Below are 24876 nucleotides of genomic sequence, written 5' to 3'. Positions count from 1 at the left end.
TGGTGAGCGGCGGCGGGAAGTCGGAATGAACTGCGTGGTAAAGCCGCGGCTGCTGGTGCTTGCCTCGACTTATCCGCGCTGGAGCGGAGATGCTGAACCCCGTTTCGTGCACGAACTGTGCCGGCGTCTTGTTGACCGTTTCGATGTGAGAGTGATTGCACCTCATGCGAAAGGGGCTGCCACCTGCGAGATTATGGACGGCGTCGAGGTGGTGCGATTCCGCTATGCACCTACAAGCCTCGAAACCTTAGTGAGTGACGGTGGCATCGGTGGAAACCTCAAGCGTAGTCCATGGAAGTGGCTGCTGGTTCCGGGATTCCTACTCGCATCGATCATCGCCACGGTCAATGCGATTCGACGCTTCCAAGCTGATGTGGTTCACGCACATTGGCTACTTCCGCAGGGGTTGATAGCCGCGTTGAGCCTGTGGTCGCCCCGCGCAGGTCCCTTCGCCGTGACTTCCCATGGTGCGGACCTTTTTACGTTACGGGGCGCTGTACCCACTTTGCTGAAGCAATGGGTCGTCCGTCGTGCAGCGTGGATCACCGTGGTCAGCCATTCCATGCTGCCTGTGGTCCTGGCGCTGGGCGCGCCACAAAGTCGAACAACGGTTCGGTCGATGGGCGTGGACCTTGCTGGACGGTTCAAGGCAGATCCCGACACGCCACGCTCGCGAAGCGAGATACTGTTTGTTGGGCGGCTGGTCGAAAAGAAGGGATTGCGGCATCTGATAGACGCGATGCCCGCCATAGCGCGCTCCGAACCGGAGGCGCGATTGACGATCGTTGGCTTCGGGCCCGAACTCTCGAGGTGCCACGAGCAGGTGAGCCGCTTGGGCCTGCAGGATCGGGTCACGTTCGTTGGCGCAGTGACGCAGTCGAGTTTGCCGGCCTACTACTCCCGTGCAGCCGTGTTGGTGGCGCCGTTCGTCCGTGCCGGCGATGGCGACCAGGAAGGATTGGGTCTGGTTTCCATCGAGGCACTCGCCTGCGGTTGCCCGGTCATCCTCGGAGACGTGGGCGCAGTTGCCGATGTCCAGACGGCCGCCCCGTCGATGGTAGACGTCATTCGCGCCGAGCCCGATGCCATTGCCGATGCCGTGCTTAAACGCCTGCGCAAGCCGTGCACGCCCGGGGCGCCCTCGAGCCTGAGCGAAGCGTTCGACTGGGACTCCGTGGCGCGCGATTACGCCGATGGCCTGTTCCGGCTGGCGGAAGCCAGAGGGCGCCGCGGTGCCTGATCTGCGGACGCGCCTGATCTCCGTATTGCGCAAGGTGCCACGCGGTCGCGTGGCGCGCGACACCGTGCTCGTGCTGGCGTGGCAACTGTGCCGAATGGCGGCATTGGCCGCCTGGGTGGTGCTCGCGGCGCGCAGCCTTGGGGTCGAAGGCTATGGCGTGTTCGCGGGCGTGGCCGGTCTGGCGACCGCGCTGGCGGGCTTCTCTGGGTTGGGCATGGGATACCTCACGTATCGAGAGGTCGCGCTGAGGCCGGAATGCTTCAATGGATACTGGCCCAAAACCATGGTGTCCTACCTGGCCAGTGGCGCCGTCCTGGGCGTGTGTCTGGCGTTCGTCGCGTTCGCGATGTTCCCTGAAGTGCCGGCGGCATCGATCTGGCTGATCGCGTTGTCCGAAGTGCTGGCCTATCCATTCGTCTCGGCGTCAGCGTATGCACTGGCCGCCCACGAGCGATTGGGGTGGTCCGCGGCGTTGCCCGCACTTGCCGGAGCGGTCAGGCTGCTGGCCCTGCTGGTTTTCATGGCATCGGGTGCAGGCGGGGGCGTCGGTGGGTACCTGTGGTTCCACCTTGGATCGTCGATGATCGCGGCGACGGTGAGCCTGATGGCAGTGCGGCTGCTGCTGAAACCTGACAGCAGCCTTGCCGCAATTCCGTCATGGCGCGACCTTCGCGAAAGCCTGCCGTTCAGCGCCGTGTGGTTCACCGGGATCGCGATGACCTCCCTCGACAAGGCGCTCGTGCTGAGGCTCGCCGGTCCGGAGGTGTCGGGCTTGTATGCGGCCGCGCATCGCCTCGCGTCGCTAGTTGCGTTGCCCATGGATTCACTGGTGATGGCGATGACGCCGCGCATGTTCCGGCGCGGTGGTCTGGGTGGCAGCGACAACGGGCTGATGCGCCACTCCGTGGCCGCCATCCTCGCATTCGGCCTTGTCGCCGCGTTGCTGGTGTTCGTGATCGCACCGTTCTTGCCGTGGCTGCTCGGTTCGGACTACCGTGCCGCTGCCGACGCCGTGCATGGCATCGCGTTGATGATCCCGTTCTACGGATTGCGGCAACTCGGCGGACACGTGCTGGTGACGTACGACCGCCGCATGACGCGCGTTGCCATCGACGCCGGCGCATTGGTGCTGATGGCGCTCACGGCGGTCTGGTGGGTGCCGTCGCACGGTGTCGCGGGAGCCGTGGCCATGATCGTCTGCGCCGAGGCATTCCTTGCAACGCTGACCTGGTGCCTGGCCGTGCCGACCATCCGGCGCGCGGTGAAGCGCATGGCAGTCAACCAGCGGGGGCTGCGATGACGTCTCGCATCAGCGACACATACTCGTCCGCGGCGCGATCGACCCCAAACTGCCTGGCGCGTGTGCGCAACAATTCCGGCTCGATGCGGGCTTCTCCGGTCAGGACCCGCTCGATGGCCTCCAGCAATGCCGCCGCGTCGCCCGTGGGCACCAGCTGGCCATAGTGACCGTCCTCGAGGATTTCCCGGGGACCATGCGGACAATCGGTAGCCACGACCTGCACGCCGCAGGCCATCGCCTCCACCAGTACGTTACCGAACCCTTCGTAATCGGAGGGCAACACGAGCACGTCGCTTGCTGCAATGAGCGGGAAAACGTTGTCCACGAATCCGCTAATCATGCAGCGACCGCTTAGCGGAGCCAGGCAAATGCGCTGTTCGAGAGCCGTGCGCTCCGGACCATCTCCAACGATCAGCAGCCGTGCCTGCCTTCGCGTCAGCAACTCAGAGAAAGCATCGAGGAGGAGGTCAAGACGCTTCTCCGGTGCCAGCCGGCCCGCGTAGACGATGGTAGGTGTTTCGCCGGCTCCCCAAAGATAGACGGGTGGCCGTTCGTCCAGGCGGGAAGCAAAGTCGCTCCCGATGATCGGGTTATGAATGACATGGATCCGCCGTCGATCAAGGCCGATCTCATCGGCCAGATCATTGGCGACCTGGTTCGTGACAGCCACGAAGGCATCCGCGTGGCGAAGCAGCAGACGCATGATGGCCCGCACGATGCGCAACTTCGTCTGCTGCCAGCCACTGGAGTGCCCGAGCGGGCCCGACAGCGACAGATGCTGTGTGACAACCACGCGCAGCTGCGGGAAGAAAAGGCGCTTCATCGCCACGGCCATGCATGCGACATCGTTGGACGTCGTGAAGACGCAGTCCGGTCGCGTGCGCCGGAGGAAGTTGAGCAACCCCGGAGCGAATGCTAGCCGTCCAGCGCTGGCGATCTCCACCACGGGTACTTCGGGCGGAAAGTCGCCGGCGTGACGATGGACGATCACGCCTGCGGCGACCGCCGTATGGATCCCTCGCTGCGCAAAAGCGTGCGCAAGGTGGGATTGGACGCGTTCGAGGCCGCCATTGGACAAGCGGCTAATCACGATCGCGACGTTCATCGGTTGTAAGCGGGGGCCTGCGAGGGCGGAACGCACAGGACATTCTGGTACTCGCCCAGCGTGCCCTCGTCGATCGGATCCCCGGCACCGGCCAGCGTGATCCGGCGGAAGGTGTACCCGTGCGCGCGCAGTTCGTCGAGGATCGCGCTCTGTTCGTATCCCGCGGCACGCGCGGAGGCAACCTGCACCTCGACGATCAAATGCGGCAGATGGCGGGCAATCATCCTGCGTGCCCCGACCAGGCAAGGAAGTTCCGCGCCCTCGACGTCGATCTTGATGAAATCGATGCGGGAGATCGGGTGCTGATCCAGGTACTCGTCGAGCGAGGTGACCGGCACAGTGCCGATCGGCGCGTCACTTCCGCTGCCGTACAGCGTGCCTAGGCCGAAATTCTCGCCGGGCGCCCCGGCACTGGCGGAGGGAACGTACATGGTCAGCTCTCCGGCACGGTCGGCCAACGCCAGACGCTCGACGCTTGCCCATCCGATCGCATTGGCCTGAAGGTGCATCTGGAGCCGGTCCGCGTGCTGCGGCAGGGGTTCAAAGGCAATCACCTTGCCGTGCGGGCCGACGCGTCTTGCTGCGACGATCGACAGCTCGCCGATGTTCGCGCCGATATCGAGGAAGGTCATTCCAGGCTTGAGCAACTGGTTGAGCGTGGCGACCACTTCGCGGTTGTAGTAGCCCATCCAGAAGATGCGGCCCTGCATGTGTTCCGAAATGCGCAGCGTCAGTGAAAGGTCACCATCGAAATCGTCGATCCGGATCGTCCCCGGGGAGCCGTTGAACATGCGCCGCAACACGCGAAGAGGAAGCAGGAAGCGGCCGCCAAGGCTTGCCCGCCTGGCCGCTTTGCGTAACGCGAGGATGTGTTCGGGGCTCATGTCGATCCGGTTTTGCGTAGGACAAAGACGTTGCATGCGCTGCCAAAGAGCCGGGACAGCCGCATCCGGGTCTCTATCGAAAGCGAATGCGTTGCGGAATTGGCCATCGTATAGAACAGGCCGTTTCCGTGTAGTTCCTCGATGCGAAACCCATTGCGTTCGAAAGTGCGTTTCCACCAGCGTCCCGAATAGAAGTAGGGCTCGGTCAGCGTGACGCCGCGCTCGCCATGCCGGAGGGGAAAGAGCGTGCCCGCCCATTCCCGGGCGGTTGCGGGCATCCGGGGCTGGGTGGAGGGGGCGGCGTCGGGCAAATGCCTGCGTCCCTTCGGTCGGGCGGCCGCCCATGCGCGCCGGATCAACCACAGATAGTGGGCCGGAATGCTCCACAAACGGCACGATGGCGTGGGCAGCAGATGGATGGCGATGCCGTCGTCGGCCATGACGCGACGCGTCTCGCCCAGTATCTGGTCGATGTTCCTGACATGCTCCAGGACGTTGGAGCTGAAGACGATGTCGAAGCTCCGGGACGGGCAGGGGATGTGGTGCCCGTCGTAGTCCGTCACCGGGAAAACACGTTCGCGGAAGTAATGGCTGGAAGGAAGGTCGATCGCCGTGACGTCGTATCCCATGTCGCGCAGCAGGAGGGCCTGCTGGCCCGTGCCGGCGCCAAGTTCCAGCAACTTGCGTGCGCCCGCCGGTGACGCGGCCGGCGGCATGTGCTCGCGCGCCCTGGTCAGTTCCCACGCGCGCACGGTAGCCAGGAAACTGCTGTGGGACATGGGATTGGCGTGGTCGTATGGACGGTGGACGTGACGCGTATCGCGAATGCGTTTCGCCGCGTCGCGGCGTTTCGTACTCTTGCAACCAGCCCCCTGGCCCGGTTGCCCCTTCGATGCGCATTCTGGTTGTCTGCAAGCGCCAATATACAGGCAAGGACCTGATCGACGACCGGTACGGACGTCTTTTCGAGCTGCCCGAACGCCTTCAAGCCGCGGGCCAGCAGGTGCGTGGGATTGCGCTGAGTTATCGCCGCAGGCCACAGGTCGAACACCGCAGTCCGGCCGGCGTGGAATGGCGATCGATCAACGCACTTCCGCTGGGGGCGCTGCATTACGCAGCCGAGGTGGACAAGGCGGTCGCGGGCTGGAAGCCCGATGTCATCTGGGCAAGCTCGGATGCGATGCACGCCATGGTCGGGCGCGCGTTGGCACGACGTTACGCGATTCCATATGTCGTCGACCTCTACGACAACTACGAGAGCTTCGGCATGACACGGCTGCCCGGCCTGCGCGCCGGGCTGCGCCGGGCGTGCGCGGAGGCTGCCGCAGTCACGGTCGTCACGGATGCGCTGCACGACAAGGTGCGCGCGCAATACCGGCCGCGGGGCGCGTTGGCCATGCTGGGGAACGGCGTCGACCGGAGCATCTTCCATCCACGGGACCGGCGCGCCATGCGGCGAAAGCTGGGTCTGCCCGAGCAGGCACGCATCATCGGCACCGCCGGATCTATCACGCGCCACCGCGGCATCGACGACATGTTCCGCGCGTTCGGGAAGCTTGCGCAACACGACGATCGCCTGTGGCTGGCATACGCCGGGCCACGCGATGGCACGCCCCGGTCCTTCCCGCACCCCAGGATGCGCGATCTCGGCCTGCTGCCGCAGCATGCCGTGCCCGAACTCCTGTCCGCGCTCGACGTAGCGGTCATCTGCAATCGCGATAGCGAGTTCGGCCGCTATTGCTATCCAATGAAACTCGAAGAAGCGATTGCATGCGGCACGCCGGTGTTGGCGGCGCGTGCGGGAGGCGTCGCCGAGCGCCTGGACTACCGGGACGACAGTCTGTACGCCCCCGGCGACCATGAAGGCCTTGCGGTCAAGCTGCGCGCGCGGCTGGAAGCCGCGGCGGGTGCATCCACGCTACGCCCCGTGTCGTGGGACGAACTGGCGCTTCGTCTATCGGATGTGCTGCGTTCAGCCGCCGAAGCTCGCGCGAACTAGCGTCAACGTTCCGGAAGCAGGCCCAGTGCCAGCGCACGCGCATGCACTGCCTCCGCCTGCCGCGTGTGTCCGTCCATCACGAGGGCCCCGAGGACCTTCTGTGCGTACTGCGCATCCTTGGGGTCGCGCTCGATGGCGGCCACGAACATGCGATCTGCAAGTGCATCGTCCCCGAGATGCCGGAGCGCGAAGTCGCCGTACTGGGCATACATGGGCGCAGGCATCGGCGCACGGTCCAGCAGCGCGCCATAGACATCGGACAGCCGGCGATCATCCAGTTCGATGCCGCGGTAACGTTGCTGCATCAGACCGGCGACGGCCATGATTTCCTGCGTGCCGACCGGTCGGGTCCTAACCTTGTGCAGCATGCGATCCCACCACTCCGGCTCGACTGGCTGGCCGGTCGTCGCGGCCATGAGGATGAGTCCCTGCTCCGGCAATGGCGAGGCGTTGGGCAGGCGCGAGCCGCGTTCGAACTCGTTGCGTCCCAGTTTGTAGAACGGGGAGCCCGGATCGCTGCCGGACATCGCGACGTAAAGCGTGGCCAGATCGCTGCTGGCCCGGGTCGACGTCGGATTGCGCGCCACCAGGTCCATCGCCAAGTTCAGGGGATTTCCCCAGGTCGCCGCGCGCAGCAATCCCAGGAAGCCGAATCCCACCACGATCGCGGAGATTGCCGCGCGCTTCAGCGCGGGGCCATCCCGCGTGGGAATGAGCCGTGCCAGTTCGGCCAGTGCCAGCAACACGCCCAGCAACGCGAAGTAGTTGCGATGTTCGAACACCAGCTCGAGGTTGAAGACGTTGCTCGTTAGCGCGTGGCCGGCGAAGAACCACAAGATGCCGAGCGACAGGTAGGGTGCCTTCTTCCGCAGCCGCCATGCCGTTGTCAGCAGGGCAGCGAGCAAGAGCGCGCTCAACAGCGTACTGGCCGGGCTGAGCCAGCCCGTCGACTTGGGGTAGTTGTCGTAATAGAAGACCAGCGTGGACGGCAGCGGAAGCAGAATCTGCGAGAGGTACAGCACGAGTACCCGGCACTGCGTGATGAGGCGTTCGTACAGGGTGAACTCGCGACCGTCGAATGCCGTCGGTGCCAGGTACGGCGGAAGGACGACCGCAACAAAGACGAGCATCGCTGCCGCGATGCCGATGCCGTACGTCCACTTGAGTGCGCGCGCGGTAGCCGGTCGCGACGCCTGGAACCCCAGTATGGTCAACTCGAGTGCAACCGTATAGAGCGGGAAGAGGACCGCGCTCTCCTTGCTTAGCATTCCCACGCCTGCGAGCAGCGCCGAAGCCGCAAGCCATGGCCATCCACGCTTTGCCTGGTTCTGCAGCAGCCGTCCCTTGAGATAGGCCACCAGCCCCAGCAGTACGAACGTGAGCGACAGCGTCTCCATGCGCTGGACGATGTAGAGCGCCGAGGAAACCTGGAGCGGATGGATCGCCCACAGCGTGGCGACGACGAACGCCGCTGTGGCGCTTCGCGTCATGCCGTCGGCCTTGAGCGCGAAGAGGCGGCGCACCAGCCAGAACACCAGCAGCGCATTGACGATATGCACGGCCAGGCTGGTGAGCTTGAAGGCCCAGGGATTCTTCCCGCCGATCGCGTAATCGACGGCGAAGGTCATCGTCGCCAGTGGACGGCCGTACACGCCTGGCTGGTACGCCGATGCCGCACGTACCAGCGACTCCCACGTCAACGATTCGGCTTGCACGCGCGAGTTCGTGACGATGTTCGGGAAATCGTCCAGCAGGAATCCGCCGCTCAGGCCTGGGGCAAATACGACCGCCGTGACCACTGCGACCAGGACATACAGCAGAAACAGCTTGCGACTAGCGTGCATTCAAGCAACCCGTACGGTGAATCATCCACCGGTGCAGCATCAGCTGCAGCCGGTAGGACGGTGTCTTTCGGCGATCTGGCTGGACACGCGGCAGGTCCACACGCCAGTGGTGCTGCGATCGATCTCGATGGCCTTGCCGGCGATCAGCGGATGGCCCTTGAGCGTACAGCGGATGTAGCCGCTGGCGCCGGGATCCATCGTTACCTCGCAGCGCGAGGTGTTCTGCTGGAGGCCAAGATCCTCGACGTTGAAGGTGGTCATGCTGTTGGCGACCACCTGCGCTTCGAAGGTGGACTTGCCGCCGGTGATCTCGGACAGGCCGGCTGTGAGCTGGCTGCGGATCGTGTAGTCCTGGTAGGCCGGCAGGGCGATCGCCGCCAGAATCGCGATGATCGCAACCACGATCATCAGTTCGATCAAGGTAAAGCCCTTCTGTGCACGCATGACGTTCCCCCGTCGCATTCGATGCTTCTGTTCAAGCATGTAGCGTGCCAACGAACCGCAATCGCGCTTCGCGGCCGATGGCCGGTCCGTGGGCGGGACGGACGGCAAGCGCATTCTCACGTCGCCAGCACGTACATCGGTCGATGACGGGCCATGCGCCCCGGAAAACAAGAAACCCCGGCGAATGCCGGGGTTTCCAGTGAAGCGACAACGGATGGATCAGTTGCAGCCAGCCGGACGGTACTTGGCGTCCAGCGTGCTGGTCACGGTGCAGGCCCAGGCGCCGGAGGTCGACGAACGGGTCAGCGTCACGATCTTGCCAGAGACCTTCGGGTTGCCGGACAGGGTGCAGGCGATCTTGCCGGCCGCGCCAGCGGTGGTGGCGATGGTGCTGCAGCGGGTGGTCTTGTCCTGCAGGCCGATGTCCGCGTTGTTGTACGCCGTCGGCGTACCCTTGTTGACGATCTCTTCGAACGCGGTCACGCCGCCACGGATGTCGGCCAGGCCGGCGGTAACCTGCGAGCGGGCGACGTAGTCCTGGTAAGCCGGCAGAGCGATGGCGGCCAGGATGGCGATGATCGCGACGACGATCATCAGTTCGATCAGGGTAAAGCCTTGCTGCTTCTTCATTGCGATTTCCCCTAGGAGTGTTGAACTTCACGTGCCTGTGGGCCGGGCGTATCCGGTCCTCGGGCAGCCGTGCTCACCTGCACGTGCCGCAAAGGTACACGCATAAGCCGTGCCAATGGGTATTTCCCACAACGCCGGTGCTGAACTGGACATGAGGTCACGCTAAATGTCAGAACTCGCCAAGCGCCGTGTGACGCAGATTGTCAGTGGCCGCGACAGGTGACCTTTTTGGTCACTTCGCCGGTAAGCAGGGGGCTGGGGCGGATTGTGACGCATCCCGTTGCGCAGCCGTCCCGGATGGGCGCAACACGCCCATCGTTGTGATGCAGGTCCGTTTACGGCTCGTCACCGCCACGATGTCTCTTACCACTGGCCGGGCCGCGTGACGCCGCAGCAGGTGCGCGCCTGTCACAACGTCAGCGGAAAACAGTTGCCTCAATCGGCTCCAGCTGACATATAGCGTGGGGGCTTACAGGGGATGCGGATGTTCAGGCAATCGAAGTTGTCGTTTGTGCTGTTGTTGCTGTTCGTGCTGTCGGGCGTCGCCGGACTGATCTATCAGTCCATCTGGTCCCACTATCTCGGTCTCGTCCTCGGACATGCCGCCTACGCGCAGGCACTGGTGCTGGCCATCTTCATGGGCGGCATGGCGGCGGGTGCGTGGCTGGCAAGCCGCTGGAGCCAGCGGCTGCGCCACCTCATCCTTGCGTACGCGGTGATCGAACTGGCCATCGGCGTGATGGGGCTCGTCTTCCACGGGGTCTTCGTCGCGTACACCGATTTCTCGCAGCACACCGTATTGCCGGCGCTGTCCAGCGCGTCGACGGCGCACCTGTATCAGTGGGTGAGCGCGTCGCTGCTGATCCTGCCGCAATGCATCCTGCTGGGCGCCACGTTCCCGTTGCTGAGCGCGGGCCTGCTGCGCGTGCAGGAGGAAGGTGTCGGCGAGGTGCTCGGCGGCCTGTACTTCAGCAACAGCATTGGCGCTGCGGCCGGCGCATTGCTCACTACCTTCGTGGTGCTGCCGATGGTCGGCATGCCGGGCACGATCCTGACGGCGGGCATACTCAACATCCTCGTCGCGCTGATCGCCTGGGGCGTGTCGAAGGCGCTGTCCGCGCGCCCCGAACGCGTCGTCGAAAACCCCGTGCCCGCGGCCGCCGACAACGACGAGATCCGGCGCCTGTCGAAGATCCTGCTGGCTTCGGCGTTCGTCACCGGCGCTACGTCCTTCATCTACGAGATCGGCTGGGTGCGCCTGCTCAACCAGGCCCTCGGTACGACGGTCCACTCGTTCGAGTTGATGCTTGCGGCGTTCATCTTCGGCTTGGCCTTCGGCGGGCTGTGGATCCGCCGCCGTGCGAAGCGCATTACCGACGCCATCGCGTACGCGGGCGGCGCGCAGATCCTGATGGGTGTGTCCGCACTGTTGTCGCTGGTCGCGTTCTCGCAGTCGTTCCACTGGGTCGGCTGGATGATGCAGGCGCTGGCGCGCACGGATGGCGGCTATGTCCTGTTCAACCTCGGCGGCGCGTTGGTCGCGCTGCTGGTGATGTTCCCGGCCGCGTTCTTTGCCGGCATGACCTTGCCGCTGTTCACGCTCGCACTGTTGAACAAGGGCGCAGGCGAGCGCGCTATCGGTCGCGTCTACGCGGCCAACACGCTGGGCGCCATTGCCGGCGTGGTGCTGATGATGCACCTGCTGATTCCCGTCATCGGTGTGCGGCTGGGCGTGATCCTGGCGGCGCTGGCCGATGCCGTCCTGGGCCTGTACCTCATCCGTGCGGTCAGCCCGGCACGACGCACCGTGGGTTACGCGATCGGTGGCGCGGCCACGGTCGCGGCGCTGCTGGTCGCGATGTACATCGGCCGACCGGATGCCAGGCAGCAGGTGGCGGGCGTCTTCCGTACCGGGGTGGTCACGGCAACCCAGATGCGCGTGCCGTACCTGAGGGACGGCAAGACCGCCACGGTGTCTGTGAGTGCGCACCCCATCGGCCATACGCTCATTTCGACCAACGGCAAGCCCGACGCGTCGCTGTCGATGGACCCGCGCAAGCGGCCCACGTTCGACGAGATCACCATGGTGATGGCGGGCGTGCTTCCGTATATCCACCATTCGCAGCCGCGCCGCATCGCCGTGATCGGCTGGGGTTCCGGGCTCACGACGCATACGCTGGCGGGCAGCGCCAGGGCCGAGTCGATCGAGACCATCGAAATCGAACAGGCCATGTACGACGGCGCCAGGCTGTTCGGCGATCGCGTGGCACGTGCGTACGAGGACAAGCGTTCGCAGGTCCGTTTCGAGGATGCGCGCACGTACTTCTCCACCGGAAACCGCCGCTACGACGTGGTCGTCTCGGAGCCCTCCAACCCTTGGGTGAGTGGCGTCGCCAGCCTCTTCACTCGGGAGTTCTACGGCTTCATCAAGCAGCACCTCAATGACGACGGCGTGCTGGTGCAGTGGCTGCAGACGTACGAACTCAACGACGAGCTCCTCGGCACCATGGTCGCGGCGCTGCTCAGCGAGTTCCCGAACACCGAGCTTTACGTCACCAACACCAACGACATCGTCTTCGTCGCATCCAAGGGGAACAGGGCCAGGCCGGACTGGTCGGTGCTGGGCGAGGAGCCGCTGGCATCGGAACTGCGCCGTGTCGGCCTGGAAAGTCCGGGCGATTTCGCCGTCCGGAGGATCGGTGGGCCGCGCGTGCTCGAGACCTATGTCCGCTACACCGGTTCGAAGCCTTACTCGGATTTCTATCCCACCGTGGCGTTGAATGCGCCGCGCAGTCGCTTCAGGGAAGAACTCGCCGATTCGCTGATGATGCTGGTGGACAACGGTCTGCCCGTGCTCGACCTGCTCGATGGCCGAAAGCCCTACCTGCCGGTCCACGAAACTGACCGGGAGGCTTCGCGCTTCTCCGATGCGGCCCGTGGTGCAGGGGCGATCCGTGACGCCCTGGTCAATGGCGATGCGAGCGTGGTCGCCCGGGCGGCGCCGTCGTATGCCAACGTTGCCGGGGCGTTGCGTGAAGCCTCCTCGCGCGTCATCACGCAGGATCAGGTCGAATACTGGTCCGGGCTGGCGGCCAGCGTCGCCGGGGGCACGCTGGGCCTGCTGCCTGCGGAAGAACAGGAAGGCCTGTGGACCCGCCCGGCATGGATCGATGCGAGCCAGCAACCCGAACTCGTGCAGCAGCTGATGCAGGTGTATGCCGCAGCCGCGGCGCGCGATCCGGCAGCGATGCATCAGTCGGCCATCGCCCTGTTGCGACGTGACGACGTGGCCGCGCTGGCCCCGGCGGCTCGCGAGCAGGTGCTGGTCATCGCGCAACTGGGTGCGATCGGCACCGGTGCGAACGGGGAAGTGCAGGCAATCGACCGCGCGTATGGACAAGGCATCGCGCCGTCCGCGCGCCTGGGCCTGGTACGGGGTTACCTGATGGCCTGGGCCGACCAGCCCGGCCGTAACGCGAGCGCCGCCGGCAGCCGTTGAGCCGCGGCGCCGAGCATTTCCTGACGATATCCCCCTCCCGCCGGGAGGGGGATGGGATCAATCGATGCCGAGCTTCTTGAGCTTGTAGCGCAGGGCGCGGAATGTGATGCCCAGTGCGGCGGCGGTGCGCGTCTTGTTGTAGCGGTTTTCCTGCAGCGCCTGCTGGATCGCGGCGCGTTCGATTTCCTCGATGTACGAGGGCAGGGGGCTGCTGGCGGTATCGCGGGGGTTGAGGGTGCGCGGGTCGATGGCGACGGTCGGTTGGCCGGGGATGACGACGGGCGGTGCACCAGTTGGCGCCGCAGAGCCCGGAGAGCCTTGGGCCTGCGGGGCGGATTGCGAACTCACGGCAGCCTTGGGCAGGCGCAGGTCGTCGGCTGCCAAGGTGTCACCCTCGGCCAGGGCGAGGGCGCGTTCGAGGATGTTCTCCAGCTCGCGCACGTTGCCCGGGAAGCGGTACGCGCGCAGGGCTTCCAGCGCGTCGCTGCTCAGAAGCGGGACGGCGCGGCCCTGTGCGGGGGCCAGTCGCTGCAGCACCTTCGCGGCCAGGCCCGGCAGGTCGTCCTGGCGTTCGCGCAGCGGCGGGACGCGCAGTTCGATGACGTTGATGCGGTAGTACAAGTCCTGGCGGAACTTGCCGTCGGCGACCAGAGCGCCCAGGTCCTTGTGCGTGGCCGACAGGATGCGCACGTCCACCGGCACTTCGCTGTTTGCGCCGACCGGCCGGACGGATTTCTCCTGGATCGCGCGCAGCAGTTTCACCTGCATCGGCAGCGGCAGCTCGGCGATCTCGTCCAGGAACAGCGTGCCGCCGTCGGCACTCTGGAACAGGCCAGGCTTGTCGGCGTGGGCGCCGGTGAAGCTGCCCTTCTTGTGGCCGAAGAACTCGCTTTCCATCAGTTCGGCCGGGATCGCGCCGCAGTTCACCGGCACGAACGGGCCAGCGGAGCGGGCGCCTTCGGCGTGGATGGTGCGGGCGACCAGTTCCTTGCCGGTGCCGGACTCGCCGACGATGTAGACCGGTGCCTGGCTGCGGGCGACCTTGCCGATGGTCTGACGCAGTTGGGCCATGGCGGGCGACTGGCCGTACAGGCGGGCAGCGACAGCATCGGCGGGCGGTGCGTTGCCGGCCTTGCGGCTCTCGCCCAGGTCCAAGGCGTGGCGGACCAGATCGCGCAGCACGGCCAGGTCGACCGGCTTGGCGACGAAGTCGAACGCGCCGGCCTTCAGCGCATCCACCGCCGCTTCGACATTGCCAAAGGCGGTGATCATGGCGACCGGCGTTTCGGGATGCTTCTGGCTGATCTCGGCGACCAGGTCCATGCCCGAGCCGTCGGGCAGGCGCATGTCGGTCAGGCACAGGTCGTAACGGTTGCGCGACAGCTGGCTGCGCGCCTCACCCACCGTGGAGGCGGTATCGCAACGAAGGCCCATGCGGCCGAGGGTCATGACGAGCAGTTCGCGAATGTCGCGTTCGTCGTCGACCACCAATGCACTGCGTGTTTCGGCCATCCCGTCCTCCGGCCTTCACGATAACTTAAGGTTGCCTGAAGCGCCAAGCACGGATGGCGCAGTTCAGGCCGTCAGCAGCGTGTGGCTGCCGATCAACCGGATACGGAAGCATCCTCCTCCGCCTGGCATGGGGACGTAATCGAGCGTGGCCTGGTTCGCGCGGCACAACTCCCGTGCGATGTACAGGCCGAGCCCGGTGCCATGGCTGGAAGTGGTGAAGAACGGGCGGAACAGGCGCGAAGACACCGACTCCGGAATGCCCGGCCCGCGATCTAGCACGTCGATGCACGGCAGGCCCGCGTCATCGGGGTGCACGTGCACGGTCACGCGAGCCGGCTCGCCCGGCATGCGGCCATAGGTCAGCGCGTTATGGACCAGCACCGTGAGCACCTGATGCAACTGGCGCGGGTCGATCAGCACCGGCAGGCGCGTGACGTTGCCGGTGGCGCGCAAGGTGTCCAGATCGAGTGGGTGGCTGGCCAGGTACTCCTCGACGAACTGGTGCGAGAAGCCGATCAGCTCCACGTGCTCCGGCTTGGCGGGCTCGCGGCGGGCCATGCCCAGCACGTTCTCGACGATGCCGTTCATGCGCTGTCCCTGCTGCCGGATGATCTCCAGCAGGCGCCGCTCGGCGGTCGGCACGTCGTCGGATTCTTCCAGCAACTGCACGGCGTAGTTGATCGCGGCCAGCGGGTTGCGGATCTCGTGGGCGAGGCTGGCGGAGAAGCGGCCCAGCGTCGCCAGCGTCATCGATTCGGCATGGCGCGACAGCAGCGAGGTGTCGTCCAGGAAGATCAATACCTGCTCGCTGCCGGCCAGCAGGCGGGTGAAACGCGGGACCACTTCGGGCAGGTCGGGCGCAAGCTGCAGCGGGCTATCGTTGTGGGTCCCGTCCTGGCGCCAGCGCTCCAGGCGCCGGGCGAGTTCCGGCGCGGCCACGGCCAGGCTGCGGTGACCCTGCAGGTCGACGCTTTCGCCCGCATCGCCGAGCAGCAGCATCGCGGCCTCGTTGGCCAAGCGGATGCGGTCGCCGCGATCCACCAGCAGCACGCCGGTGCGCAGCCGGCGGATGATCAGTTCGTTGATCTCGCCCAGGTGGGCGGCCTCGGCGCCGCGGCGTTCGGCCAGGTCGTAGCTTTCGCGCATCTGCCGGCCAAGAATGCTGGTCAGGGTCGCGATAGCGACGTAGCCGATCGAGAACATCATCGGCTCGGCCAGCGTGCGCGGGTCGCCGTCGGCGTCGAGCGTGCTCCATACGTACTCGCCGAACAGGGCCGCCACCGCCACCGCGGCGGCTCCCAGGCCGTAGCGCGGCGGCAGCAGCAGCGCGGCCGCGCCGACGTTGAACAGCAGCATCAGGGCGATGCCCGTGCCCGCCGCGGGCATGGTGTGCATGGCCAGGAAGCCGAAGAACAGGTCGGCCGCGATGCCGGTGAGCGTCTGGCTGCGCAGTTCGCCGCGACGGCCGAACACGAACAGCAGCGCTGCGATGAAGAGGTACGACAGCGCGATGGAGCGGGCCAGCAGGGCATGGCGCAGCGGCTCGATCAGCCCGGTGACCGGCCCGAATAGGAAGAACACCAGCAGGGCCGCCTCGAGCAGGCGGTAGAGGGTGAAGAAGTACAGCTCGCGGCGCAGGGCACGGTCGGCGTCGTCGGTCTGTTGGCGGGCGAGGACTTTCGACAAGCGGCGACCCCATGGAATGACCGGCGGAGTATGGCCGGCGGCGGGAGTCGCTCGCCAGCGTCGCCCCGGGATCGTTTCGGCAAAACGATAGGCCACGGCGATTTTGCCCGGGCCGCATGGATGGGCGACAATACGGCCCCCTCGCGCTCGGCCGGTCGGGCCAGCCCGCACCGGTGCCAGGCCGCGGGGTTCTTTTCACTCCCCTCGGTGACGCATGAATTTTCACGAATATCAGGCAAAGCAGCTGTTTGCCGACTACGGCATCGCAGTTCCGGCCGGGCGCGTAGCGCGCACGCCGGAAGAAGCGGTCGACGCGGCAAAGGCGATCGGCGGCGATTTCTGGGTGGTCAAGGCGCAGATCCACGCCGGCGGCCGCGGCAAGGCCGGTGGCGTCAAGCTCGCCAAGACCTACGACGAGGTCCGCGAGTACGCCAAGGGCATGCTCGGCACGAAGATGGCGACCTACCAGACCGCCGGCGTCGAACTGCCGGTCGATTCGGTGCTGGTCACCCAGGCCACCGACATCGCCAAGGAGCTTTACCTGTCCGTGCTGGTCGACCGCGACAGCAAGTCGATCACGTTCATCGCCTCCGCCGAGGGTGGCATGGACATCGAGCAGGTCGCGCACGAGAAGCCGGAAGCCATCAAGACGCTGCACGTGAACTACGTGCAGGGCCTGCAGCCCTACGAGTGCCGCGATCTGGGCTTCGCGCTGGGCCTCAACGCCAAGCAGGTCAACCAGCTGAGCAAGATCATGCTGGGCCTGTTCAAGCTGTTCAACGAGAAGGACCTGGCGCTGGTCGAGCTGAACCCGCTGGCCATCCTCACCGACGGCAACCTCGCCGTGCTGGACGGCAAGATCAACTCCGACGACAACGCGACCTTCCGTCACCCGGAACTGGCCGCGATGCGCGACATCCGCCAGGAAGACGAGACCGAGGTCAAGGCCAGCCAGCACGACCTCAACTACGTCACGATGGACGGCAACATCGGCTGCATGGTCAACGGCGCCGGCCTGGCGATGGCCACCATGGACGTCATCAAGCTCAACGGCGGCGAGCCGGCGAACTTCCTCGACGTGGGCGGCGGCGCCACCAAGGAGCGCGTGACCGAGGCCTTCAAGCTCATCCTGTCGTCCGACAAGGTCAAGGCGATCTTCGTCAACATCTTCGGCGGCATCGTCCGCTGCGACATGATCGCCGAGGGCATCATCGCCGCGGTCAAGGAAGTGGACGTCAAGGTCCCGGTCATCGTTCGACTGGAAGGCACCAACGTCGAAGCCGGCAAGGAGATGCTGAAGAACTCCGGCCTGGCGATCACCCCGGCCGACGACATCAACGACGGCGCGAAGAAGGCGGTTGCGGCCGTCGCCGGCAAGTAAGGACTGACGACACCATGAGCGTATTGATCAACAAGAACACGAAGGTGATCGTCCAGGGCTTCACCGGCTCGCAGGGCACCTTCCACGCCCAGCAGATGCTCGAGTACGGCACCCAGGTCGTCGGCGGCGTCACGCCGGGCAAGGGCGGCACCGAGCACCTTGGCCTGCCGGTCTTCAACACCGTCGCCGAAGCCGTGCAGGCCACCGGCGCCGACGCCTCCGTCATCTACGTCCCGCCGCCGTTCGCGGCCGACGCGATCATGGAAGCGGCCGCCGCGGGCATCAAGGTGATCGTGTGCATCACCGAAGGCATCCCGGTGCTGGACATGCTGCGCGCCAAGAACGTGCTGAAGGGTTATCCGGACACCGTGCTGGTCGGCCCCAACTGCCCGGGCGTGATCACGCCGGGCGAGTGCAAGATCGGCATCATGCCGGGCCACATCCACATGCCGGGCAAGATCGGCATCGTGTCGCGCTCCGGCACGCTGACCTATGAAGCCGTGAAGCAGACCACCGACGTGGGCCTGGGCCAGTCGACCTGCATCGGCATCGGCGGCGACCCGATCAACGGCACCAGCTTCATCGACGCACTCAAGCTGTTCCAGAACGATCCGCAGACCGAAGGCATCATCATGGTCGGCGAGATCGGTGGCAGCGCCGAAGAGGAAGCGGCGGAATTCATCGCCAAGCACGTGACCAAGCCGGTGGTTGGCTTCATTGCCGGCGCCTCCGCCCCGAAGGGCAAGCGCATGGGCCACGCCGGCGCGATCGCCTCGGGTGGCTCCGGCACGGCCGAGGGCAAGTTCGCCGCGATGGAAAAGGCTGGCGTCACCACGGTGAAGTCGCCGGGCGACCTGGGCGCGGCGATTGCGAAGCGGCTGGCGAAGTAACCGAGCATGAAGGCAACATAGTTTCAGAGGAAGGGGCCGTTTACGGCCCCTTCCTTGTTTGGGGCCAGGAAGTTCCAGATTCAGGGGCGGGGGCAGGGGATGCAGTTTCGAGCGGACATTGAAGGTTTGCGAGGGGTCGCAATCCTGCTGGTGGTCCTCGCGCACGCCGGCGTGCCGGGGCTCCAGGGTGGTTTCATCGGGGTTGACGTGTTCTTCGTCATTTCCGGCTACCTAATTACCGGACAGCTTCTCAGTGAGCTGCGCACCCGGGATCAGATCGACTACTGGGCATTCTTCGAACGGCGCGTCCGTCGCTTGGTGCCGGCATTGCTGCTGATGCTCGCTGTGGTCGTGCCGATGGCCGCACTGTTGTTACCGCCGTCCGTTTTTTCGGATCAGCTCTCCGCGGCCCGTTGGGCCGCGCTGTGGGTGTCGAACATCTACTTTGCCGTAGCGGATTACGGATATTTCGACCACGACGCGACTTCCAACCTGTTCCTGCACACCTGGTCACTGGGCGTCGAGGAGCAGTTCTACCTGCTCTGGCCAGCGGTCATGGCAATTGCCTGGAAGAAGGGCTTCCGTTCGTGGCCGTTTTACGCAGGACTGAGCGCGTGCGGCTATCTGCTTTGCGTTGCGGTGAGTCGCTGGGACGCGATGGCCGCTTACTACCTGATGCCAACGCGGCTGTGGCAGCTCGCCGCAGGTGCGGCGGCGTACGTGGCGACAACTAGCCGCGCCAACATTTCCCGAGGCGCGGGAATGATCGGAACTGCTCTGGTCGTCGTGTCATTACTCCTCATCGACGAAAGCTCGCCGTATCCGGGCATGATCGCGCTGCTTCCAACGCTAGGCGCAGTGCTGCTCGTAGTAGGCGGAGGTGGGAACCGATGGCTTGCCACACCGCCACTTCGCTTTTTGGGGAAGGTGTCCTACAGCTGGTACCTCTGGCATTGGCCGTTCCTGGCCATCCTGCCTGCGATGGCGTTTGGTGAGCCCACCCGGCCTCAACGCCTTGCCTTGGTGCTGGTTTCCCTCCTCGTGGCGTGGGGTAGTTGCATTCTGGTTGAGCAGCCGTTGCGACGCAGGCGTTCCATCACTCCTCGCTTAGCGGTCGTTGCGGGCGTGCTCGGCGCGCTCGCTGTCACTGCTGGACTGCAGTGGTCGATCGGGGTCTCGCACCTTGCCGAACAGGATCTGGCAAAACAGGAATCGTTCGAATCCAGAATCAAGGCGCGGATCACGGTGCCTGACATCTATTCGACTCCAGGATGTGATCAGTGGTATCACTCGTCCGACGTCGTGCCATGCCGTATCGGCACGGATGGCGGGGTGAACGGCACGATGGTGGTGTTGGCGGACAGCGTGGGGGCCCAATGGCTACCCGCACTGGAACCGCTCGCCAGGAATCGTGGTCTCGATCTCGTTGTGATGACGAAGTCGGCCTGCCTGATCGCGAACGTGCCCTTCGTATACGAGCGGATCAAGCGCCGCTATGTAGAGTGCGAACAGTGGAGAGCGCGCGCCATCGAAGTGATCGGGAAGATTCGTCCCAAGGTGCTGGTCATCGGTTCATCGGGGGCATATCCGATTGTCGCGACCCAATGGCGTGATGGTACCGCCGCAGTGCTCGGGTCGCTTGCGTCCCCTGAGATGGAATTGCTCGTGCTGGCGCCCACTCCGATCCTGCCGTTCAGCGCGCCGAACTGTATCGCTACACGGGGCCGCGAGAGGCGGGATGGATTCCTTGATGCTCCGGATTGCGCGGCGCCCCTGAAGGAAGTTGAGCATACGGACGTGATAAGCGCGCTCAAGTCCGCAACTACTGGCGTGGAACGCGCGCACTTTGTCGATTTGAACGATTTGGTCTGTCCACAAGGTGCCTGTTCGGCCTCCGTGAACGGACAACTCGCCTACCGGGACGCGCAGCATCTCAATGCCAGCTACGTGCAGTCGCTGTCGGATGCTGTCATGCGTCGAGTTGGTCCCATGCTCACATCTTCGAAAGGTCCAAAGGGTTCAACTGCGGCATCATCTTCCGGTCGCACCGTGAACTGACCTGCCATGACCCACTTGCGCATCGCCCTCGCCCAGTTCGACTTTCCCGTCGGTGCCGTGCACCAGAACGCCGAGCGCATCGCGGCACTGATCGCGCAGGCGCGCGACGAGTACGGGGCGGATGTGGTGGTCTTTCCGGAACTGGCGCTCAGCGGATACCCGCCGGAGGACCTGTTGCTGCGGCCGGGGTTCCTGGCCGATTGCGAGGCCGCCATCGAGCGTGTCGCCACAGGCGTGCGCGACATCGTGGCGGTGGTGGGCTGGCCGCAGGCGGCGGGCAGCGTGGTGTACAACGCGGCCAGCGTGTTGCGCGACGGCCATATCTCGCACACGTACCGCAAGCGCGAACTGCCGAACTATGCGGTGTTCGACGAGCGCCGGTACTTCGACGTCGACCCGGACCGCGACGACTGCGTGTTCGATGTCGACGGCGTTCAGATCGGGCTGCTGGTCTGCGAGGACCTGTGGTTCCCGGAGCCGTTGGCGAGCACGGTGGCCAAGGGCGCGGAAATCGTGGTGGTGCCCAATGCCTCTCCGTTCGAACGCGACAAGCACGCAGACCGCGATGAGCTGATGGCGCGGCGCGTGCAGGAAACCGGGGTCGGCCTGGTCTATGTCAACTGTGTCGGCGGACAGGATGCGGTGGTGTTCGATGGGGGCTCGGTCGTCGCCGATGGCGACGGTACCGTGCACCCGGCCGCGGTCGCGTTCGCCGAGCAGTGGCTGGTGGTCGATTTCGATCCGGACACGCGTTGTTTCTCGCCGGTGCAATGGGTGGAGGACGGCGACGAAAGCCGCGACGCGCTGGCGTGGCGGGCAGTGGTCCGCGGCACCCAGGACTACTGCCGCAAGAACGGCTTCACGAAGGCCTGGCTGGGTCTGTCCGGCGGCATCGATTCGTCGCTGGTGCTGGCCATAGCGGTGGATGCGCTGGGCGCGGACAACGTCACCGCGGTGCGCATGCCGTCGCGCTACACCGCGGACCTGTCGAACGATCTGGCCGCGGAGCAGTGCCGCATGCAGGGCGTGCGCCTGCTGACGGTGCCGATCGAAAAACCGTTCCAGGGTTATCTGGATGCGCTGGCCGAGCACTTCGGCGATCTGCCGGTCGACACCACCGAGGAAAACCTGCAGTCGCGTACGCGCGGCGCATTGCTGATGGCAATGAGCAACAAGTTCGGTGGCCTGCTGCTGACCACCGGCAACAAGAGCGAATACGCCGTCGGCTACGCCACCATCTACGGCGACATGTGCGGTGGCTATGCGCCACTGAAGGATTTGTACAAGACCGAGGTCTTCGCGCTGGCACGCTGGCGCAACACGGTTGGCGACCGCGTGATTCCGCAGGCGGTGATCGATCGTCCGCCGTCGGCCGAACTGCGCGAAAACCAGAAGGACCAGGACTCGCTGCCGCCGTACGACGTACTGGATGCGATCCTGTTGCGTCATGTGGACCAGGAACAGTCCCGTGACGAGATCGTCGCGGCAGGCTTCGATCCGGCGACCGTCGACAAGGTGTTGCGCCTGGTACGCATCAGCGAGTGGAAGCGCCACCAGGCCGCACCGGGGCCGAAGGTGTCGCGCCGTGCATTCGGACGCGAGCGGCGCTATCCGATCAGCAACGGATACAAGGGCTGAGCGAAGGCAGTCGCTGCGAACCGGAGCCGACGAAAACGAGCCAAAAAAAAACGCCGCCCGAGGGCGGCGTTTTTCTCTCTGCGAAAGCCCGGCCGGTCAGTCGTTGTCCAGCGCCGACTTCTCGCCCGCGAACGGGTTGAGCTTGCGCCAGTTGCTGGGGTAATCGGGCCAGCGACCGGCGAGGAACGGATGGTCCGGCTGGTTCTGCTGCAGCACGCGACGCGCATCGTCCGCCAGCGCCTTGTTGCCCAGGCCGTCGTAGGCGGCCGCCAGCGTGGCGATGGCGTCGTACTGGTAGCTGCTCTGCGGGTAGGTTTCCAGCAGGAACTTGGCGCGCTCGGCGGCGGCGACGTAGGCCGTGCGACGCAGGTAGTACAGCGCCGTGTCGAGTTCGTGGCGCGCGAACATGTCGCGCAGGCCGCGCATGCGGTTGCGTGCGTCCTCGGCGTAACGGCTGTTCGGGTAGCGGTCGGCGACGATGGAGAAGTCGTTGAACGCCTGCAGCGGCGTGGCCAGGTCGCGGCGGCTGGCATCCAGGCTCCAGACCTGCTGCAGGAACACCGTGTCGCGACTGGAGTTGGACAGACCGCGCAGGTAGTACATGTACGCAATGTTCTTGTGCGTCGGGTACGTGCGGATGAAGCGGTCGATGCTGCTGATGGCATCGTCGTGCTTGCCCGACTTGTACTGCGCGTACGCCGTCTCCACCAGCGCCTGCTCGGTGTACGGACCGTAGGGGTACTGCGCGACCAGGCGCTTGAAAGTGGTTTCCGCGGCCGCCCAGTTGCCATTGGTCATGGACTTGTGGGCCTTCTCGTAGAGCTGCTCGACCGGCACGCCCTCGTCCGCGTCCTTGTCTTTGAATCGGCTGCAGCCCACGCCCGCGAAGGCGACGATCAGCAGCATGGCGAGCAGGCGCGAAGAGGTGGAACGTAGGGTCATGGGAGGTCGACGGGCGCCGAAGATGCGAAGACCGGATAATAGCAGTCCCCACGCGGCAGCCCTGAATCCTCCCCCTCCGATGACCGCCTCCCCGACGAGCCCCGCCACGCCCCTGCAGGCCACCGTTCCCGACGAGGCCGCAGGCCGCCGTTTCGATGCGGTCCTGGCCGACCTGTTCCCCGATTTCTCCCGTTCCAAGCTGGCCGGCTGGATCAAGTCGGGCGACGCGCGTCTGGACGGCCGCGAAGCCCGTCCGCGCGATCCCGTGCGCGGCGGCGAGAAGGTCACGCTGAACGCCGTGCTGGAGGTGCAGACGCACTCGCAGCCGGAGGACATCGCGCTGGACGTGCTGTACGAGGACGAGCACGTCATCGTGGTCAACAAGCCGGCGGGGCTGGTGGTCCATCCCGGCGCGGGCAACCCGGCCGGCACCCTGGTCAACGCACTGCTGCACCACGACCCCTCGCTCAACACGCTGCCGCGCGCTGGCATCGTGCACCGGCTGGACAAGGACACCTCGGGCGTCATGGTGGTGGCGCGCACGCTGCAGGCGCACACCGCGCTGATCGACCAGCTCTCCTCGCGCGAGGTCCACCGCCAGTACCTGGCCGTGGTCGTCGGCTCCCTCGTATCCGGCGGCACGGCGAACGCCCCAATCGACCGTCACCCGCGCGACCGCATCCGCATGGCCGTGCGCGAGGATGGCCGCGACGCGGTCACCCATTACCGCCTGCGCGAGCGCTTCCGTGCACACACGTTGCTGGAATGTCGCCTGGAGACCGGACGCACGCACCAGATCCGCGTGCACATGGCGCACCTGAAGCATCCCATCGTGGGCGATCCGCTGTACGGCGGCCCCCTCAAGCTGCCGCGCGGTGCGACCGAAGCGCTCATCGAAACGCTGCGCGGCTTCCGCCGGCAGGCGTTGCATGCGGAGACCTTGGAGTTCGCCCATCCGGTCACGGGCGAGCCCGTGCGCTGCACCGCGCCGGTGCCTGAAGACCTGCAGCACCTGTTGCGCGTGCTGCGCGACGACAGCGTGGCGGCCGCCGAGCGGGAGCGTTGAGCATGGCGAAGGCGTGGCTGGAGGCCGCATGGCCGGTGTCGGCGAAGGTGCATGGCTTCACCACGCTGCGTCATGGGCTGGGCGTGTCGCAGGCACCTTTCGACGAGTTCAACCTCGGACTGCGCGCGGGCGACGAACCTCACGCTGTGCAGCGCAACCGCAGCCTGCTGACGGAGCACGCCAACCTGCCTGCCGGGCCGTGCTGGCTACGCCAGGTGCACGGCGTGGCGGTCGAACGCTTCAATGCTCCATGCAGCGAGGAACGCGAGGCGGACGCGGCGGTCACTTCCGCGCCGGGCACCGTGCTGGCCATCCTCACCGCCGACTGCATGCCGGTGCTGTTCTGCGCCGACGATGGCAGCGAGATCGGCGCGGCGCATGCGGGCTGGCGCGGGCTGGCCGGCGGCGTACTGGAAAACACGCTCGCGGCTATGCGCACTTCGCCGCGAAATGTGCGGGCCTGGCTCGGGCCGGCGGCCGGTCCGCAGCGTTACGAGATCGGCGAGGAAGTCTTCGAAGCCTTCGTTACGCGCGATCCGGAGGCCGCGTCGGCTTTCACCCCAACGCGCCTTGGACACTGGCGGGTCGATCTCTATGCGCTGGCGCGGCGCCGGCTGACCGCCGTCGGCGTGCCCGCGGCGAACATCGACGGCGGCGGGCTGTGCACGATCTCCGAGCCAGATCGGTTCTTCTCGCATCGGCGCGACCAGCGCACCGGACGAATGGCTTCGTTGATCTGGATCGAACCGGCGCGCTGA

The 24876-nt window shown here is 65.7% G+C and carries 19 protein-coding genes; 10 read left to right on the top strand and 9 right to left on the bottom strand.

Features of this window, described 5'->3' with window-relative positions:
- The first annotated feature begins 25 nt into the window (after positions 1-25).
- Together VFE83_RS08645 and VFE83_RS08640 are read left to right on the top strand one after the other, a co-directional pair.
- Positions 26-1240, top strand: a complete 1215-nt coding sequence (locus VFE83_RS08645; protein WP_324905094.1) for a glycosyltransferase — start codon at positions 26-28, stop codon at positions 1238-1240.
- On the top strand, positions 1194-2540 hold the full coding sequence (locus tag VFE83_RS08640; RefSeq protein ID WP_324905092.1) for a lipopolysaccharide biosynthesis protein: 1347 nt from the start codon (positions 1194-1196) through the stop codon (positions 2538-2540). Before VFE83_RS08645 ends, VFE83_RS08640 begins: the two co-directional genes overlap by 47 nt.
- Here VFE83_RS08640 and VFE83_RS08635 read toward each other — a convergent pair.
- From VFE83_RS08635 to VFE83_RS08625, 3 genes are read right to left on the bottom strand one after another with little or no spacing between them, the layout of a single operon-like run.
- Positions 2518-3645 (bottom strand): glycosyltransferase, encoded by a 1128-nt coding sequence (locus VFE83_RS08635; RefSeq protein WP_324905090.1) that lies wholly within the window; start codon positions 3643-3645, stop codon positions 2518-2520. The genes VFE83_RS08640 and VFE83_RS08635 overlap by 23 nt on opposite strands.
- The gene (locus tag VFE83_RS08630; RefSeq protein WP_324905088.1) at positions 3642-4529 is read right to left on the bottom strand and encodes an FkbM family methyltransferase; all 888 of its coding nucleotides are present in this window, start codon (positions 4527-4529) and stop codon (positions 3642-3644) included. Before VFE83_RS08630 ends, VFE83_RS08635 begins: the two co-directional genes overlap by 4 nt.
- Entirely contained in the window at positions 4526-5308 is a 783-nt protein-coding gene (locus VFE83_RS08625) for a class I SAM-dependent methyltransferase (protein ID WP_324905086.1), read from the bottom strand. The genes VFE83_RS08630 and VFE83_RS08625 overlap by 4 nt, the downstream gene beginning before the upstream one ends.
- A 113-nt stretch (positions 5309-5421) precedes the next feature.
- Here VFE83_RS08625 and VFE83_RS08620 point away from each other — a divergent pair, with 113 nt between their 5' ends.
- Positions 5422-6528: a glycosyltransferase gene (locus VFE83_RS08620; protein ID WP_324905084.1), complete on the top strand. Its 1107-nt coding sequence runs from the start codon at positions 5422-5424 to the stop codon at positions 6526-6528.
- Positions 6529-6530: 2 nt separating this feature from the next.
- Here VFE83_RS08620 and VFE83_RS08615 read toward each other — a convergent pair whose 3' ends face one another.
- The 3 genes from VFE83_RS08615 to VFE83_RS08605 form a co-directional block, all read right to left on the bottom strand.
- Positions 6531-8372, bottom strand: coding sequence for a hypothetical protein (locus tag VFE83_RS08615; protein ID WP_324905082.1), 1842 nt, complete (start codon positions 8370-8372; stop codon positions 6531-6533).
- Between the two features lie 39 nt (positions 8373-8411).
- Positions 8412-8816 carry a pilin gene (locus tag VFE83_RS08610; protein WP_324905080.1) on the bottom strand — a complete coding sequence of 135 codons (405 nt, stop codon included), beginning with the start codon at positions 8814-8816 and terminating at the stop codon, positions 8412-8414.
- Between the two features lie 219 nt (positions 8817-9035).
- Positions 9036-9446 carry a pilin gene (locus VFE83_RS08605; RefSeq protein ID WP_324905078.1) on the bottom strand — a complete coding sequence of 137 codons (411 nt, stop codon included), beginning with the start codon at positions 9444-9446 and terminating at the stop codon, positions 9036-9038.
- A 484-nt stretch (positions 9447-9930) separates the two neighbouring features.
- On the opposite strand from VFE83_RS08605, the gene VFE83_RS08600 reads away from it, so the two are divergent.
- Complete coding sequence (locus VFE83_RS08600) at positions 9931-12945, top strand: spermine synthase (protein ID WP_324905076.1); 3015 nt, start codon at positions 9931-9933, stop codon at positions 12943-12945.
- Positions 12946-13002: 57 nt separating this feature from the next.
- Here VFE83_RS08600 and VFE83_RS08595 read toward each other — a convergent pair whose 3' ends face one another.
- Together VFE83_RS08595 and VFE83_RS08590 are read right to left on the bottom strand one after the other, a co-directional pair.
- Positions 13003-14457 carry a sigma-54 dependent transcriptional regulator gene (locus VFE83_RS08595; RefSeq protein ID WP_324905074.1) on the bottom strand — a complete coding sequence of 485 codons (1455 nt, stop codon included), beginning with the start codon at positions 14455-14457 and terminating at the stop codon, positions 13003-13005.
- Positions 14458-14520: 63 nt separating this feature from the next.
- Positions 14521-16143 carry a sensor histidine kinase gene (locus VFE83_RS08590; RefSeq protein WP_324905072.1) on the bottom strand — a complete coding sequence of 541 codons (1623 nt, stop codon included), beginning with the start codon at positions 16141-16143 and terminating at the stop codon, positions 14521-14523.
- Positions 16144-16357: 214 nt separating this feature from the next.
- Here VFE83_RS08590 and sucC point away from each other — a divergent pair, with 214 nt between their 5' ends.
- The 4 genes from sucC (at position 16358) to VFE83_RS08570 (ending at position 22110) form a co-directional block, all read left to right on the top strand.
- Positions 16358-17524 (top strand): ADP-forming succinate--CoA ligase subunit beta, encoded by a 1167-nt coding sequence (sucC, locus tag VFE83_RS08585; RefSeq protein ID WP_324905070.1) that lies wholly within the window; start codon positions 16358-16360, stop codon positions 17522-17524.
- Between the two features lie 14 nt (positions 17525-17538).
- Complete coding sequence (gene sucD, locus VFE83_RS08580; protein ID WP_324905068.1) at positions 17539-18414, top strand: succinate--CoA ligase subunit alpha; 876 nt, start codon at positions 17539-17541, stop codon at positions 18412-18414.
- A 99-nt stretch (positions 18415-18513) separates the two neighbouring features.
- Positions 18514-20472 (top strand): acyltransferase family protein, encoded by a 1959-nt coding sequence (locus VFE83_RS08575; protein WP_324905066.1) that lies wholly within the window; start codon positions 18514-18516, stop codon positions 20470-20472.
- A gap of 6 nt (positions 20473-20478) precedes the next feature.
- Positions 20479-22110, top strand: a complete 1632-nt coding sequence (locus tag VFE83_RS08570; RefSeq protein WP_324905064.1) for an NAD+ synthase — start codon at positions 20479-20481, stop codon at positions 22108-22110.
- A gap of 96 nt (positions 22111-22206) precedes the next feature.
- Here the strand turns inward: VFE83_RS08570 and VFE83_RS08565 are convergent, their stop codons facing one another.
- Entirely contained in the window at positions 22207-23052 is an 846-nt protein-coding gene (locus VFE83_RS08565) for an outer membrane protein assembly factor BamD (RefSeq protein WP_324905062.1), read from the bottom strand.
- 79 nt (positions 23053-23131) lie between these two features.
- Between VFE83_RS08565 and rluD the strand changes: the two genes are divergently transcribed.
- Both rluD and pgeF read left to right on the top strand, forming a co-directional pair.
- Positions 23132-24118, top strand: a complete 987-nt coding sequence (rluD, locus tag VFE83_RS08560) for a 23S rRNA pseudouridine(1911/1915/1917) synthase RluD (protein WP_324905060.1) — start codon at positions 23132-23134, stop codon at positions 24116-24118.
- Between the two features lie 2 nt (positions 24119-24120).
- Positions 24121-24876 carry a peptidoglycan editing factor PgeF gene (gene pgeF, locus VFE83_RS08555; RefSeq protein ID WP_324905058.1) on the top strand — a complete coding sequence of 252 codons (756 nt, stop codon included), beginning with the start codon at positions 24121-24123 and terminating at the stop codon, positions 24874-24876.

This window comes from Lysobacter sp. (assembly GCF_035655815.1).
Taxonomy (GTDB): domain Bacteria; phylum Pseudomonadota; class Gammaproteobacteria; order Xanthomonadales; family Xanthomonadaceae; genus Lysobacter_J.
The sequence above is the reverse complement of the archived record's forward strand: the minus strand, read 5'-3'. Positions and strand labels throughout refer to the sequence as shown.